Raw genomic sequence first — 15,916 nt, 5'->3', positions numbered from 1 at the left:
CGTCAGTCAACAATTTCAACTGGACAACCGACCGGAACACGATCAAAAAGATCCACCACATCCAGATTACGCATACGCACGCAGCCATGTGATCTGGGTATACCCATCGGCTCCGTATCCGGCGTGCCATGGATGTAGATATAGCGTTGCATGCTGTCTACCTGCCCCAGGCGGTTACGTCCTGGTTCACAGCCACTGAGCCAGAGGATACGACTCAGAATCCAGTCCCGTTCCGGCATCTGCTCAGCCAGAGTTGCTGAATAGATTTCGCCGGTGAATCGCCGCCCCACCAGCACTGCATTCAAGGGCAGGTCTGCGCCGATTCTGGCACGGATAATATGCAGACCTCGCGGTGTACAACCGCTGTTTTTCTGCTCGCCAGCGCCATTCAGAGCGGTCGACACAGGATACTCAGCCAGAACACGGCCCTGATCCAGCAGTTGCAGGGTCTGAGCAGGGATGGATATACGGATCAGAAGATCGTTCATCACAGCCTGCAGAAGTAGTTGTTTTCTGCCCTGGCCTGCAAGCCTGCAGTCAGAACTGGAATCATGCGGTGCAGGATCTGTTCGATCTCGGCACTGTCCTTGAAGCTGCGTTTTTCAAGAATCAGCAGTGTGTGGTAGTTGGACAGCGTAAACACGACGGCACCGAGCATGAAGTGCAGGCGCCAGAAGAACTCATTCTCCTCCATCGGAGCAGCATCCGCCTGCAGGCAGCGCAGGTAGTTTTCCAGCCTTGGAGCATATCGAGATACGAAGAACTCCCGGAGCTCTTCCTGATTTTTCATATAGGCCAGTTCAAGCAGACGCATGAAGACAGACAGGGAGTAGGTATTCTGCTGATTGACATGCAGCAGGGCCCGCATCAGCATTTCCAGCAACTCCTCAAGCTGAACCTTGCCGTTGCTGGCCAGACGGTCAGCCAGCGCCACTTCAATCTCATCACACAGCGGCTCCATCAGACGTTCGGTGACTGCATTGACCAGCCCCTGTTTGGAACGGAAGTGATAGTTGACCGCTGCCAGATTGACATCCGCCTCAGCCGTAATCTGTCTCATGGTGGTTTCTGTAAAGCCCTGCTCTGCAAACAGGGCCTCAGCCGCCAGAATAATCCTTGTCGCTGTGTCTATACGGCGCTTCATGCACATCTCCCGGTGATGCCAGCGTTTGAAACTCTCGGTTCAATCATATACCGATCAAGAGGTTGAAGTCAGCTATTGAGTTGCTTACCACAACAAATCGTGAGCTCAGCGCACGAAGAAACGGGTCTGCGAAGCCCTCTGCCACCAACGCATCAGCACCTTATCCGACGACTCAACCGCCAGTTCGCTGAGCCGCTCCTGCAACCCGCGTCGCTGCTCGTAGCGTACCTCAAACAGATCTGCATTCTCGGCGCACTGAAAAAGGTACTCATCACTGGTCATCAGCTCATCCACCAGTTTGTGCTCCAAGGCGCGCTTGCCGAACCAGATCTCACCGGTTGCCACTTTTTCAAGATCAAGCTGAGGGCGATGATCAGACACGAACTCCTTGAACAGGCAATGAATATCCTCAAGATCTTCAAGGAACTTCTCGCGCCCTTTTTCGGTATTTTCACCAAACACCGTCAGAGTGCGTTTGTATTCACCTGCTGTCAGCACCTCTACATCGATATCATTTTTTTTCAGCAGACGGTGAAAGTTTGGCAACTGCGCGACCACACCGATAGACCCCAATACCGCAAAAGGCGCTGCGATCAGTCGATTGGCAATGCACGCCATCATGTAGCCACCACTGGCTGCTACGCGGTCGACACAGATCGTCAGGGGAATCTGCTTACGGCGGATACGCTCCAGTTGTGATGCAGCAAAACCATAGTCATGCACGACACCACCGGGACTCTCCAGTTTCAGCACTACCTCATCTTCAGGGCGTGCCAGACTGAGGACGGCGGTTACCTCTTCACGCAGCAGCTCGACTTCAGAGGCATGCATATCACCGTCAAAACTGAGCACATAGATACGCTTACGCTCAGGAAGTTCATCCAGTTTACCCTCTTTGGCTGCTTTTTTACGCGCCTTGGCTTCGGCCTTCTCTTTTTTGCGCTCTGACTTTATCTGCTGCTTTAGCGTCTCTTCATCCAGAACCGCATGTTCCAGTTCATGCTGCATATCCTGATAGCGATCGTTAAGGCTGCGTACCTCTACATGCCCTTCCTGCTGATGCTGCCTGCGCCTGTGCGCAATCGCGCCTATCGCTGCAATCACCATCACAATGGCAAGCACCAGCGTTAACGTTTTGGCGAGAAACAAACCGTACTGCATTAAAAAATCTACCACTACACTCTCCCTTTACAATACGAGCAATACAATACGACTGAGAATTTTTGCCTGAACCGGCACCTCAGAATCGAGCTATGATAAAAACTGCTGCCGTGAATTGATATAGTTACTTGTAAAGCAACTCATTACTATTAGCCTGATGGAGCAAATATCCGTCTTCCGATTTGCTTTCATAACAGTCACCCGTTTATTCTTCCCAACCCTAAATCACTTAACTTATCCGGCTTAGCTTCCGGTACGATCAGGAAAAACGCTTCATGAGCGAACCGATTACTCTGGAAAAAATCATCCGCAAGTTTCCCGAGCGTTTCAATGCAGAGCAGGGCAAGGGACTGCAGGCGGTTTTTCAGTTTCTGCTCAACGACAGCGAGGCCTTCCATCTTGTCATCAAGGATGAAGCCTGCGTCAGCGAGTATGGCGAACACCCCGACCCCGACATCACGCTGATCATGGATGAATCGACCTTCATGCAGGTGATCTCCGGTGAGCTGGATGGCATGAGCGCTTTCATGAAGGGCCAGCTCAGAGCAGAAGGCAACGTGATGCTGGCTACCCGTCTGGGAAAACTGTTCAGCCGGAGCCAGTAGCACTCGGCATCGCCAGATAGTGATCAATCAACTGACGAGAGATGGAGAACGAAGGCGGCATGTCGGGCATCGCATCCCGCCGGAACCATCTGGCATCCAGTATCTCAACCCCATCCGGCTTCAGTTCCCCCGCAAGATAATCAGCAAAAAAGCCGAGCATCAGAGCATGCGGAAAAGGCCAGGACTGGCTGGAGAAAAAGCGGATATTACTGACCTCTATCCCCACCTCTTCCCGTATCTCTCTGGCCACTGCCTGTTCAGCACTTTCTCCGGCTTCTATGAAACCTGCCAATGTACTGAAGCGCCCGGGCGGAAAGTTCGCACCATTAGCCAACAGGCACTCATCCCCTTTCATGACCAGAACGATGATACAGGGTGATATCCGCGGGTATTGGGCCAGATCGCAGGCCGGACACACTTTGGCCAGATCCTGATGATGCACGAGTGTTTCGGTACCGCAGCGCCCGCAATAACGGTGCTGGTCATGCCAGATACTGATCTGCGACGCCCGCGACAGCAGTGCATAGGCGTATTCGTCCTGTGCCGCCAATGACAGCAGACTGCGCATATTACCAGCCTGCAACCCAGGCACCTCATCCGTGGCGGGAATCAGCAGCTCAATATCACTGTCGGCGAGGGGGTAGCGCGCCTCCATGACATCGCGCAGCAGCGCATCATTGATCTGCTCATCGCCCTCGCGCCAAAGATATTGCCCTGCTTCATCCGTATAGATATTGCCCTGCCGAACGATCAGACGCTGCCTCATACACTTTCCTGCTGTGCCTCTGACCCTACTCCCCAGTATCGCTGGCCGGATTTTTTCTCAAGCAGATTCAGAAAGGCCTCATGAGCTTTCAGTTCCTCTTCATTCGCCCTGAGCACCGGAAGCACAAACTGACTGCCCACTTCTCGAATCAGTACTCGGGCTTCGTCATCACTGTCATCGACATGAGCCAGATGCAAAGCGGTCTGCCCACCGGTCAACATCAGATAGACATCAGCCAGAATCTCGGAGTCAAGCAGTGCGCCATGCAGCTGTCGATGGGAGTTATCGATACCGTAACGTCGACACAGAGCATCCAGACTGTTTTTCTGCCCCGGATGCTTCTGCCGCGCCAGCTTCAGGGTGTCGGTGATCTGACAGATGTCTGCCATGCGCTCCTTGAAGCCATTGCGCGCCAGTTCGGTATCCAGAAACCCTATATCGAACGCTGCGTTATGGATGATCAGCTCGGCCCCGCGGACAAACTCCAGAAACTCAGCCGCTTTCTCGGCAAAGCTCGGCTTATCCTGCAGAAAGTCATTGGTGATGCCATGAACAGCTATCGCTTCAGCCTCGACTTCACGATCAGGCTTCAGATACTCGTGATAGGTGCGCTTGGTGATGCGACGCTTCACCATCTCGACGCAGCCTATCTCTATAATATTGTGACCCTGTGCCGGGTCTATACCGGTTGTTTCGGTATCAAGCACTATCTGACGCATAACTCTTCCGTTTTCCGCACTCATCTACACCCAGGTTAGCCAGCTCATCTGCCCGCTCATTGCCCGGATGCCCACTGTGACCCTTTACCCAGCGCCACTCCACCTGATGTCTGGCAGCCTGCTGGTCCAACTCTTGCCATAACTCCGCATTCTTGACCGGTTTTTTAGCGGCGGTTTTCCAGCCATTACGTTTCCAGCCATGAATCCACTGCATGATTCCCTGGCGCACATACTGCGAATCGGTCGAGAGAATCACTTCGCAGGGCTTTTTCAGCTCCTTCAGAGCCATGATCGCCGCCATCAGCTCCATGCGATTATTGGTGGTATCCGGCTCTCCGCCAAACAGCTCCTTTGTATGTTCACCGTAACGCATCAATACCCCCCAGCCCCCTGGTCCGGGATTGCCTTTGCAGGCACCATCGGTATAGATTTCGACCTTCTTCAAGTGGACTTTCCTCTGGCTGTCGGTTCTGCAACAGGAAAGGATATCAGTTTTCGATGCCTCAAAGCAGGTTTAAGTGGTGTCATTCCCGCCACATCCTTACGTGCCAGAATCACCATCAAGCCACCACTGCAGGCCGGTGATTTTTCACCCCAGCGCTCCAGAAAAGTACAACGCTCCCGCCACCGCTGACTGCTGACAGGTGGTCGATGATAGCCCGACATGGACTTGAGTTCGGTCAACTCCAGCAGCCCCAGCCAATCCTGCAGACGCCCATGACTGAGCGCATGTGCATTCCAGGGCACCCCCTTACGGCGCTTGAAACGACTCCACAGCCCCCAGAGACTGGTGGGGTTGAAACCAACGATCAGAAGATGACCTCCGGGTCGAACCACTCGTGCCGACTCTCGCAACACCTGATGGGGATTCTCTGAAAAATCCAGAGTGTGGTGCAGAATCAACAGATCCACTTCGTTACTCAGTAACGGCAGCTCGGTACTCAAGCCGATAATACTGCTCAGCCCCATCCCAAGTTCAAGACGCGGGCAGAGCATCACTTTGTGCGAAATAGGACTGTCGGCATAAAGCGAGTAGCGGCAATCAAACCCGACCTGAACCAGATGATAGCCAAAAAGGGTGGGCAGCAGCCGACTGACGAGCTCCTGTTCGATCGCCAGAAACTCCTGACCGACCGGTGTTGAAAACCAGGCAGAGATCTCAGAAACCAGTTTATCCGGGGGTATCAACTGTTCAAACTTCATGCCGTACTCGACTCAGGGTGCATTGGCGTTAATAGTAACAGTCAGAAGGCCCACATTATAAGAAGCCACCACTGTTTTGAGTTACACTTACCTCATGACAGCTGCCAGCCATACAGGAGGAGAAGGGTCCATGTTCAAGGTTACACCCATTCCGGCATTCAACGACAACTATATATGGTTGATTCACAAACCCGGATACGGTTCCGCCGTTGTTGATCCGGGCGATGCCGACCCAGTGATACGTTTTCTGGAATCCCATGATCTGACACTGGATGCCATTCTCATCACTCATCACCATGCCGATCATACCGGTGGCGTGCAGAAGCTGCTGAGCCGATATCAGGTGCCGGTCTATGGACCACACAACTCGCCCTTCGATGGCATTACCCATCCGCTGGCAAGCGGCGACACACTTGATCTGTTCGGTGAACAACTGGAAATACAGGCCGTACCTGCTCACACTCTGGATCATATCAGCTATTTCAAACCCGAGGGACAACCTCAGCTCTTCTGTGGCGATACGCTGTTCATGGCAGGCTGCGGCCGGCTCTTTGAAGGCACGGCAGCCCAGATGTTCAAGGCCATGAGCTACTTCTCCAGCCTGCCGGACAATACCGAAGTCTATTGCACTCATGAGTACACCCTGTCCAACCTCGCTTTCGCTCAGGCCGTTGAGCCGGATAACGCCATGATAGCCGCAACGATTGAGCGCTGCCGCGAGTTACGCGCCAGACAAGAGCCCACTCTGCCCTCTCGCATAGATCAGGAGCGCAATATCAACCCCTTCATGCGCACATCTCAAATCAGCGTCAGGAGTGCTGCCGAAACGCATGAAGGGCAGCCACTCACTTCCGAAGTTGAAGTACTGGCGAGTCTGCGCGAGTGGAAAAACCATTTTTGAACAGCTCATTTCGGTAATGCCCATCTCAGGAATTACCCTTGTATTAACATGGTTTTTCTGTATGGGCATTGATTCAGGTTCAAACCCTGTTACAATGCCTCGTTAAGTTTTCATTCAGTTTCATTTGATCCTTTTTTGCAGACGGCCCTTATTCAGGAGTCCCTGTTCAGGTAAACACCATAATTCAGGTAACCGCTATGACCAATCGAGCCTGCGGGTTGATCTCGCTCGTCCTGCTCATCGCTCTGACCGGCTGTTCGGCCAATGCAGAGCGATATACTGAGGTAGAGCCAGCACAGGAAACCCGCGCCGATAAACAAGTGGCACTGAACATTCCGCACACCTTCCCTGTTCGAACGCGCCCAGCCGCGCGGACCGCACCGGCCCCGGATATCTGGCAACTGACACGCAGCAATATGAAGCTGCCCATTGATGCAGATGATAGCCGCCTGAAAGATCAACTTGACTGGTTGCGCAAGAACCCTGAACACCTGGAGCTGATCAGCGAGAACGCAAAACCCTACTATTTTTATGTTCTGGATCAGGTACTTGAAAGAGGCCTTCCGGCCGAGCTGGCCCTGCTGCCGATGATTGAGAGTGGTTACGACCCCTTTGCTCACTCACCGGGAGCAGCTGCCGGCCCCTGGCAGTTCATTCCAGGCACTGCCAGGCACTTCGGCCTGACCAGTAATGCCTGGTATGATGGCCGCCGCGATCTGATCGAGTCCACCGAAGCTGCTCTGACCTACCTGGAACAGTTGCACAAGCAATTTGAAGGCGATTGGCTGCTCGCTCTGGCAGCCTATAATGCCGGTGCAGGTACTGTATCCAGAGCGATACGCCATAACCGTGAACATAACCTGCCTGAAGACTACTGGTCACTCAGCCTGCCGGCAGAAACCATGCGCCATGTTCCGAAACTGCTTGCAGCCGCACTCATGATACGAGATGCACGTGTTTATGATCTGAAGCTGGCCCACATCCCTGCCAAGCCCTATTTCGCTGAAGTCGAAACAGACGGTCAGATCGACATGTCGCTTGTCGCCCAACTGGCTGACATAGATCTGGAAGAGCTGCAGCGCCTCAATCCGGGGTTCAGCCGTAAACTGACGGCTCCAAATGGCCCACACCGATTGCTGGCACCGATCGAAAGTGCTGAAAGCATGCAACAGGCTGTCGAGTCGTTGCAGTCCGAACACTCAGAGGTGCAGCACGAGCTGCTGGCTCAGGCAGTAGAAGCCGGTGATCTCGAAGTCATGACCTATCAGATACGGCCCGGCGACTCCCTCTGGGTGATAGCCAACCGCTTCAACGTCAGTGTTGATGACCTGACGCGCTGGAACCGGATCAACCTCAACACCGTATTACACCCGGGGCAGCAACTGGCACTTTATCTTGCCCAGAGCGATGGTACGAGCTGAAACAGCCCTTCCCGTCGCGCCCACAGGGAACAATTTGCAAATCACACAGTCAGTAGATCCTGAGCCGGGAAGGCTTTTTCAGCTAATACTGCACCAGCCCTTTCCCGCCGCATATAGATTGTCATAAGATGAAGCCCGTTATTCTGCCAGGAGGGTTCCGCTTTGCTACTGACTCAACAGCCAATGACTCGACAGTCATATTCCGTTCGTCGCCTTGTTTTTGCAGTTCTGGGCAGCATGGCAGGTTCATTGCTGGCCTTCTCCCTCGCTGCCGAAGAGCAAAGCGCCCCCCAACTGATCAAGTCTCACGCTTTCGCCATGCATGGCGAACCCAAATACGGCCCCGACTTCACGCACTTCGATTATGTCAACCCGGATGCGCCGAAAGGTGGCCATATGGTGATGTCGGCCATCGGCACCTATGACAATTTCCACCGCTATGCCCAGCGTGGATCTGCCGCCATCAACAGCACCGAGTTCTACGACACCCTGATGATCGGCAGTGATGATGAGATAGATGTCTATTATCCGCTGATTGCAGAGTCTCTGGAATATCCAGAAGATTACACGTTCGTGATATTCAACCTGAATCCAGACGCACGCCATCAGGATGGTGAGCCGATCACGGCAGCTGATGTCGCTTTCTCCTTCAACAAGTTCATGACCGAGGGCGTGCCTCAATTCCGCTCTTATTATGCGGGTGTCACGGATACCGAAGAGATCAACCCGCAGCGGGTGAAGTTCAGCTTTTCTGGCCCGAACAAGGACTATATTTCCGGCCTGGCCCGACTGGTGATTCTGCCAAAGCATTTCTGGGAAGAGCGTGACTTTGCAGAGCCCCTGAGTGTTGTACCGCTCGGTAGCGGCCCCTACACCGTCAGCGATTTTTCGATGGGACAGAACGTGACCTATAAGCGCCTCGATGACTATTGGGCGGCAGATCTACCCAGCCGTAAAGGCACCCTGAATTTTTCCACCGTTCGCTATGACTACTATCGTGATTCAACGGTTGCACTGGAGGCCTTCAAAGCCGGCGAGTATGACTTCCGCCAGGAAAACTCGGCACGCCAGTGGGTACAGGACTATACAGGCCCGGCCTTCACCCGTGGCGACATCAAGATGGAAGAGCTGCCACACCAGATTCCGCAGGGCATGCAGGCCTTCACCTTCAATATCCAGCGCGAGCTGTTCAGTGATCGCCGGGTGCGTCAGGCACTGAATTTCGCTCTGGATTTTGAATGGATGAACAAGAATCTGTTCTACGATCAATATGAGCGCAACACCAGTTACTTCCAGAACACCCCCTATATGGCCAGTGGTAAGCCGGAAGGGCTTGAGCTGGAGATACTGGAGGCCTACCGCGATCGCCTGCCTGAAGAGGTGTTCGGCGAGGTATGGACCCCCAACGAAACAGATGGCAGCGGTAACCTGCGCCGAGAAACACGACAGGCACTCGCCCTGCTGAAAGACGCCGGATGGGAGCTGCGCAATCAGCAGCTCACCCATGTCGAGAGCGGCCAGCGTTTCGAGTTTGAACTGCTGATCAACAGCCCGACGGATGAGCGCGTCGCATTGCCGCTGCAGCGCAACATGGAACGACTCGGCATCAAGATGAATATCCGTCTGGTTGATCCGACACAGTTTATCAACCGTCTGCGCTCCCGCGATTTTGACATGATCGCTCGCGGTTACAGTGCGCTGGCCTATCCCAGTGTCAGCATGCGTATCCTGTTCCAGTCTGATTTTATCGACTCTACCTGGAATACGGCCGGCATCGAGGATGAAGTGATCGACTCCTTGATCGAAGGCATCATCGCCGCTCAGGAAGATGAAGAGATGCTGCTCGCCTACGGTCGCGCGTTTGACAGGGTTGCACGCTGGAATTTCTACGTGATGCCACAGTGGCATAGCAATCTGTTCCGCATCGCATACTGGGACAGATTTTCACGCCCGGAGACTCGCCCCGTCTATGAACTGGGCCTGGACACCTGGTGGTATGATGAGGAAAAGGCATCCAGGATCACTCGACGCTGACCATTCAGCGATGCTCAATCCGGCTTGATTGATCATCGCTGCAGCAAAACTAACAGTACAATACCTGAACCAAGGAATCGTGCATGGCTGCGTATGTAATCCGCCGTTTGCTACTGATCATTCCGACACTGCTGGCTATCATCACGCTTAATTTTTTCATCATTCAGGCAGCGCCCGGCGGCCCTGTTGATCAGATGCTGGCCAGCATGGCCGGGATTGATGGCGGCGTATTGGATCGCGTCACGGATGGTGCCGGAGGCGAAGTGGCTGCAGGCAGTGCCCGTGGCAGTGGTGAAAGCCGAGGCGCGAGAGGGCTCGATGCTCAGGTGATCGCCGAAATAGAAGCCCGCTTCGGCTTCGATAAGCCGCTGCATGAGCGTTACTTCAAAATGCTGGGCGACTATATCACTTTCAACTTCGGTGACAGCCTGTTCCGTGCCCGCTCCGTGATTGATCTGATCGTGGAGAGACTACCTGTCTCCATATCGCTCGGACTCTGGAGTACACTGATCATCTATCTGATCTCTATCCCCCTGGGTATTCGCAAGGCAGTCAAACATCACTCCAAGTTTGATGTCTGGACCAGTTGGGTGATCGTTATAGGCAACGCGATTCCGGCCTTCCTGTTTGCGATTCTGCTGATCATCCTGTTTGCCGGCGGCTCCTACTTCAATTGGTTCCCGCTGCGCGGACTGGTATCACAGAATTTTGATGAACTGCTCTGGTACCAGAAGATTTTCGACTACTTCTGGCACATGGCGCTGCCGGTGCTGGCACTGGTGATCGGCGGTTTTGCCGGGCTGACCATGCTGACCAAAAACTCATTCCTGGATGAGATCAACAAGCAGTATGTGATGACCGCCCGCGCAAAAGGTGCCACCGAAAAGAGCATTCTCTATCGTCATGTGTTCCGTAACGGCATGTTGATCATCATCGCAGGCTTTCCGGCAGCCTTTATTGGCATTTTCTTTACCGGTGCGCTGCTGATCGAGATTATTTTTTCTCTGGAAGGATTAGGGCTGCTCGGATTCGAGGCTGTTGTGCAGCGCGACTATCCGGTCGTCTTTGCCTCCCTCTATATCTTCAGCCTGCTCGGTCTGCTGATCGGCATTCTGACCGACCTGGCCTACACCTGGGTCGACCCACGTATCGACTTTGAATCACGCTAACAGGAGCTGTCTGTGCAGTTGAGCCCTATCAATCAGGAAAGATGGCGTCGATTCCGCAAGAATCGCAGGGGCTATTGGAGCCTCTGGGTGTTTCTGGTGCTGTTCATGCTCAGCCTGTTTGCTGACTTCATCGCCAATGAGTCGCCGATCATGGTCCGTTACCAGAACCAGAACTATTACCCGATCTTCACGACCTACTCGGAACTGGAGTTTGGTGGCGAGTTTGATCTGGCCGCCGATTATCGAGATCCCTTCCTGGCCGATATCATCAATGAAGATGGCTGGATGATCTGGCCACTCATACGATTCAATTACCGCACCATCAACTACAACCTGCCCTCCCCCGCACCGAGCCCACCCACCTGGGAGAACTGGCTGGGAACGGATGATCGCGGACGTGATGTTGTGGCCCGATTACTCTATGGTTTTCGCATATCCGTGATCTTCGGCTTTGCGCTGACTCTACTCTCTTCTGTAGTCGGTATAACGCTGGGCGTGATCCAGGGCTTCTATGGTGGCAAGGTGGATCTGATCGGACAGCGCATGATCGAGGTCTGGGCCAGCATGCCATCCTTCTTCATCCTGATCATTGTTGCCAGCCTGCTGCAGCCGACTTTTTTCATTCTACTGGCGATACTGCTGCTGTTCAGTTGGATGAGTCTGGTGGGGTTTGTCCGCGCGGAATCGCTGCGCGCCAGAAACTTCGAGTATGTACAGGCTGCCCGGGCGCTTGGCCTCAGCAATACTGCCATCATGTTCCGTCACGTACTGCCCAATGCGCTGGTCGCCACCGTCACTTTCCTGCCATTTATTCTGGCCGGCTCAGTCACGACCCTGACCTCACTGGACTTCCTCGGATTTGGACTGCCACCTGGCTCACCCTCGCTGGGTGAAATGGTGAACCAGGGCAAGACCAATCTGCGTGCTCCCTGGATCGGCATATCCGTCTTCATCACCCTGTCTCTGTTACTGACCCTGCTGGTATTCATCGGCGAAGCAGTACGTGATGCCTTTGACCCCAACCGAACACGCTGAGAGCCTGCAGTATGAATAAAGAGCGAGCAAAGAGCAGATGAGCAAAGTACTGATGTCAGAAGAGCTGATTCGTATTCAGAACCTTTCAATCGCCTTCGAGCAGGAAAACACGCTGACAACCGTTGTTTCTGATGTCAATCTGAGTATCGGCAAGGGGGAGATTCTCGGTCTGGTCGGCGAAAGCGGATCCGGCAAGTCCGTCACAGCGCAATCTCTGATGCGTCTGCTGCCTGAGCCTCCAGTGGTTTATCAAAGCGGTGAGATCATCTATCAGGGCAAGGATATTTTGACACTCCCGCCTCCTGAACTGCGCTTTCTGCGTGGCCACAAGATCAGCATGATCTTTCAGGAGCCGATGACCAGTCTCAACCCGCTGCACAATATCGAGAAGCAGCTCGCAGAAGCAGTTTTTCTGCATAGTGGTGATACCGGACAGTCTGCAAGAAACAAAGTGCTGGAGTGGCTGAATCGGGTCGGCTTGCGTGATGCGGAAAAGCGCCTCAAAGCCCTGCCACATGAGCTGAGCGGTGGAGAACGTCAGCGCGTCATGATCGCCATGGCGCTGATCAATGAACCGGATCTGCTGATTGCCGACGAACCTACTACAGCCCTGGATGTGACCATTCAGGCTCAGGTACTGAGCCTGATTCAGCAGTTGCAGAAAGACCTAGGCATGTCGGTTCTGTTCATCACCCATGATCTGGGTATTGTGCATCAGATGGCCGACCGCGTGGCTATCATGCAGCAGGGCAGGATTGTGGAAGTGGGTGAGACCGATGCACTCTTTCGTAACCCACAGCACCCCTATACCCGAAAACTGCTGAGCTCAGAGCCCTCCGGCTCCCCTCTCCCCGTGACAGAGAGCGCTCCTGTGGCGCTTGAGGCTGATGACCTGAAAGTCTGGTTTGCAATGAAAAAGGGCGTCCTGAAGCGCGTCTATGACCATGTCAAGGCTGTCGACGGCATCAGCCTGAGTATCCGTAAGGGTGAGACACTGGGCATAGTAGGAGAAAGCGGTTCCGGCAAGACAACCCTTGCTCGCGCATTGCTTCGCCTGGTGCCGAGTGAAGGCAGAATCGGATATGTCGGGCCGGATATGAAAAAGCTGGACCTGAATCAGCTCAACCAGCGTCAGATGCGCCCCTTGCGACGCAATCTGCAGATCATTTTTCAGGATCCTTACGGTAGCCTCAGCCCACGCATGTCGGTGGCCCAGATCATAGCCGAAGGCCTGCATGTGCATGAGAAACTGAGCAGTGATGAAGTGGACGAACGTGTCATTGCCGCGATGAAAGCAGTGCAACTGGACCCCGACTCACGCAACCGCTATCCCAACGCCTTTTCGGGCGGTCAACGACAGCGCATCGCCATCGCTCGGGCATTGATTCTGAACCCAAGCCTGCTGGTACTGGATGAACCGACATCGGCTCTTGATCGCTCAGTACAGAAAGAGATCATAGACCTGCTCAAGGCGCTTCAACAGAAGCATCAGTTGAGTTACCTGTTTGTCAGCCACGATCTCACAGTGGTCAGAGCGATGAGTCATCGCATCATGATCATGCAGGCAGGCAAAGTCGTGGAAACAGGTCAGGCAGAGCAGATCTTCACTCAGCCCACTCAGGAGTACACCAGGAAGCTGATCGCAGCCATCCCGTCAATGCATGGCTGAGAAAAGAAAAAGCCCCCAGGGCGCTATCGCAGCGCTCTGGGGGCTTTTTTCATTCCAGCTTATCTGCGCCTGTTATCTACGCTCAATCGTCGCTGAGTTTCTCAGAGAGTTGAAGCGGCTCTGGAAATCAAGCTCACCCAAGCGTGAAGCAAGCATTGAGGCCATCATTCTGACCTCCTCATCGCTCAGATCAGGCTCACCGGCATGTACGGCATCCAGCCTGACAATCGCAAGGTTGCCATTTGCCAGGGTGACACTGTCATACAAGGGTTTCTGCTGAGCATCGCCATAAGGCAGTGAGAAAGCCTTCTGCAGAACATTGACAGGCACCTCGCGTGCATCGCGCTGCAATCCGGAGAACTCTGACCAGCTCTGCTCTGGAGCCAGCCTGTCCAACGGCTCACCACTGCGCAGCCCGACCAGCCACTGCGCTATCTGCTCGGTCAACTGCGCCTGAGCCATTTCAACCAGCAGCACCTGCTCCAGATTTTCGCGCACTTCTTCAAACGTCAGCTGGCGAGAAGGCAGGTGTTCTTTGACACGCACCACAACAGCAGATCCTGTATCCAGCTCAATCGGCATGCTGTTAAGACGCTCATTCAGCAGATCACCGCTGAAGGCGGCTGTTCTGACACGCGTATCACCAGCAACACGACCTACTCCAGCTTCACGAGTTACAGGCTCGGTCGTACGAATATCAAGACCCAGCTCCTCGGCCGGAACAATCAGATCCGCCGCTGAGAAGGAGATATCTGCCAACCGCTCAAGGGCAGCTACATATTCCAGCTCCGCTTCACGCTCAGCAATCTCGGCACGCAGTCCAAACTGCTGCTCGGCAAAGCTGGGTGGCTCCGCTTTGCGCACATCGTTCAGACGAATCAGGTGATAGCCAAACTCGGTACGTACAGGCTCGGAGATCTCTCCAACCTCCAGTGCAAAGAGGGCGCTCTCGAAGGCTTCAGCAAAAACGCCACGAGTATTGAAACCCAGGTCGCCACCCGATGACGCTGATCCGATATCGTCGGAAGCCTCACGCGCAACCTCAGCAAAGCTTGCACCGGCCCTGATCTCTTCCAGGAGCTCCTGCGCGCGCGCCTGAGCAGCAGAAGCATTACGCCCTGAACCTATCTCGATCAGGATGTGCTGTGCCTCACGCTCCTCCTGTTCACCAAAGGTTGCCAGCACCTGATTATAGGCTGCTTCCAACTGCTCCTGGCTGACACCTTCAAAATCAACAAACTGATCACGCTCAAGTAATACGTACTCCAGCACTACCTGCTCTTCTGTCTGCAGGCGTGGCGCCTCACGATCATAGCGAGCCTGAACGTCAGCAACATCAACACTCAGATTTGCCATCACATCTGCAAGGGACAGCTCGGTATAAGCCAGATCACGTGACTGCTGATCCATGGCAATGACTCGACGAACTTCCGAAGGCGTTGCGAAGGCAGACAGAATATAAGCTGCACGCTCCTGATTGAGAAGATTCTCAATGCGCAGGGCTTCACGATACATCAGCGGGGTATACCCTGAATTTCTCAGGATCGCTTCAAACTGGTTACGATCAAAGCGCCCATTCACCTGAAACTGCGGAGTCGATACGATCAGTTGATCGATCATCTCTTCTGAAAGATAAAGGCCCTGGCTTTCAGCGGACTGCTCCAGCAACGTCCGTTCAATCAGTTCATCCAGTACTAGTCGGTAAAGACGATTATCATCCAGCAGGGCCGGATCTGCGTTGGCACCCATCTGAGTCAGAATCTGGCGGCGCTGCAACTCAATACCACGCATAAGCTCCTGACTACTGATATCTTCACCATTGACCTTGGCCGGCGCCCTTTCAGCTGAACCCATTCCGATCAATGACTCAACACCAAAGAGTGCAAAGGTCAGTGCAATAAGACCCACGATCACTTTGGCGATGATGCCTTTTGAATTATCCCTTATCTTTTGAAGCATTGTTTGCCACACACCTTATTTCATATATACAAAAAAAGCGCACCCGGTAAGAATGCGCTTATTTTGACATGGGGCCCTGTCTATCAACTGACGGATCTCGACCTTCTCCGTACACTGAATATTCAAGGCC

15 protein-coding genes are annotated in these 15,916 nt (G+C 53.8%); 7 read left to right on the top strand and 8 right to left on the bottom strand.

Annotation, left to right across the window (positions count from 1 at the left end; translation table 11 throughout):
* Nucleotides 1–2 precede the first annotated feature (2 nt).
* From F7R27_RS17130 to sohB, 3 genes are all read right to left on the bottom strand, one after another.
* The gene (locus F7R27_RS17130) at nt 3–488 is read right to left on the bottom strand and encodes a L,D-transpeptidase (RefSeq protein WP_151705489.1); all 486 of its coding nucleotides are present in this window, start codon (nt 486–488) and stop codon (nt 3–5) included.
* Nucleotides 488–1,144: a TetR/AcrR family transcriptional regulator gene (locus F7R27_RS17125; protein ID WP_151705488.1), complete on the bottom strand. Its 657-nt coding sequence runs from the start codon at nt 1,142–1,144 to the stop codon at nt 488–490. Before F7R27_RS17125 ends, F7R27_RS17130 begins: the two co-directional genes overlap by 1 nt.
* Before the next feature lie 105 nt (nt 1,145–1,249).
* Nucleotides 1,250–2,320 (bottom strand): protease SohB, encoded by a 1,071-nt coding sequence (gene sohB, locus F7R27_RS17120; RefSeq protein ID WP_206060548.1) that lies wholly within the window; start codon nt 2,318–2,320, stop codon nt 1,250–1,252.
* Nucleotides 2,321–2,580: 260 nt separating this feature from the next.
* Between sohB and F7R27_RS17115 the strand changes: the two genes are divergently transcribed.
* Nucleotides 2,581–2,910: an SCP2 sterol-binding domain-containing protein gene (locus F7R27_RS17115; protein WP_151705487.1), complete on the top strand. Its 330-nt coding sequence runs from the start codon at nt 2,581–2,583 to the stop codon at nt 2,908–2,910.
* Here F7R27_RS17115 and nudC read toward each other — a convergent pair.
* From nudC to F7R27_RS17095, 4 genes are read right to left on the bottom strand one after another with little or no spacing between them, the layout of a single operon-like run.
* Nucleotides 2,894–3,676, bottom strand: coding sequence for an NAD(+) diphosphatase (gene nudC, locus F7R27_RS17110; RefSeq protein ID WP_151705486.1), 783 nt, complete (start codon nt 3,674–3,676; stop codon nt 2,894–2,896). The genes F7R27_RS17115 and nudC overlap by 17 nt on opposite strands.
* Nucleotides 3,673–4,395 (bottom strand): DNA polymerase III subunit epsilon, encoded by a 723-nt coding sequence (gene dnaQ / locus F7R27_RS17105; protein WP_151705485.1) that lies wholly within the window; start codon nt 4,393–4,395, stop codon nt 3,673–3,675. The genes nudC and dnaQ overlap by 4 nt, the downstream gene beginning before the upstream one ends.
* Nucleotides 4,376–4,840, bottom strand: a complete 465-nt coding sequence (rnhA, locus tag F7R27_RS17100; protein ID WP_151705484.1) for a ribonuclease HI — start codon at nt 4,838–4,840, stop codon at nt 4,376–4,378. Before rnhA ends, dnaQ begins: the two co-directional genes overlap by 20 nt.
* Entirely contained in the window at nt 4,837–5,598 is a 762-nt protein-coding gene (locus F7R27_RS17095) for a class I SAM-dependent methyltransferase (RefSeq protein WP_151705483.1), read from the bottom strand. The genes rnhA and F7R27_RS17095 overlap by 4 nt, the downstream gene beginning before the upstream one ends.
* 130 nt (nt 5,599–5,728) lie before the next feature.
* Here F7R27_RS17095 and gloB point away from each other — a divergent pair, with 130 nt between their 5' ends.
* From gloB to F7R27_RS17065, 6 genes are all read left to right on the top strand, one after another.
* The gene (gene gloB / locus F7R27_RS17090; protein ID WP_151705482.1) at nt 5,729–6,499 is read left to right on the top strand and encodes a hydroxyacylglutathione hydrolase; all 771 of its coding nucleotides are present in this window, start codon (nt 5,729–5,731) and stop codon (nt 6,497–6,499) included.
* Nucleotides 6,500–6,696: 197 nt separating this feature from the next.
* Nucleotides 6,697–7,920 carry a transglycosylase SLT domain-containing protein gene (locus F7R27_RS17085; protein ID WP_151705481.1) on the top strand — a complete coding sequence of 408 codons (1,224 nt, stop codon included), beginning with the start codon at nt 6,697–6,699 and terminating at the stop codon, nt 7,918–7,920.
* 183 nt (nt 7,921–8,103) lie between these two features.
* Entirely contained in the window at nt 8,104–9,954 is a 1,851-nt protein-coding gene (locus tag F7R27_RS17080) for an extracellular solute-binding protein (RefSeq protein ID WP_240776420.1), read from the top strand.
* Between the two features lie 83 nt (nt 9,955–10,037).
* Nucleotides 10,038–11,123 carry a microcin C ABC transporter permease YejB gene (locus tag F7R27_RS17075; RefSeq protein ID WP_151705480.1) on the top strand — a complete coding sequence of 362 codons (1,086 nt, stop codon included), beginning with the start codon at nt 10,038–10,040 and terminating at the stop codon, nt 11,121–11,123.
* A 12-nt stretch (nt 11,124–11,135) separates the two neighbouring features.
* Nucleotides 11,136–12,158, top strand: a complete 1,023-nt coding sequence (locus F7R27_RS17070) for an ABC transporter permease (RefSeq protein ID WP_206060547.1) — start codon at nt 11,136–11,138, stop codon at nt 12,156–12,158.
* A 37-nt stretch (nt 12,159–12,195) separates the two neighbouring features.
* The gene (locus F7R27_RS17065; RefSeq protein WP_151705478.1) at nt 12,196–13,827 is read left to right on the top strand and encodes an ABC transporter ATP-binding protein; all 1,632 of its coding nucleotides are present in this window, start codon (nt 12,196–12,198) and stop codon (nt 13,825–13,827) included.
* A gap of 72 nt (nt 13,828–13,899) precedes the next feature.
* On the opposite strand, the gene F7R27_RS17060 is transcribed toward F7R27_RS17065, so the two are convergent.
* On the bottom strand, nt 13,900–15,786 hold the full coding sequence (locus F7R27_RS17060) for a SurA N-terminal domain-containing protein (RefSeq protein WP_151705477.1): 1,887 nt from the start codon (nt 15,784–15,786) through the stop codon (nt 13,900–13,902).
* Between the last annotated feature and the right edge of the window lie 130 nt (nt 15,787–15,916).

The organism is Nitrincola alkalilacustris, assembly GCF_008973755.1.
Classification (GTDB): Bacteria; Pseudomonadota; Gammaproteobacteria; order Pseudomonadales; family Balneatricaceae; genus Nitrincola; species Nitrincola alkalilacustris.
This window is presented reverse-complemented; position numbering and strand designations above follow the sequence as displayed.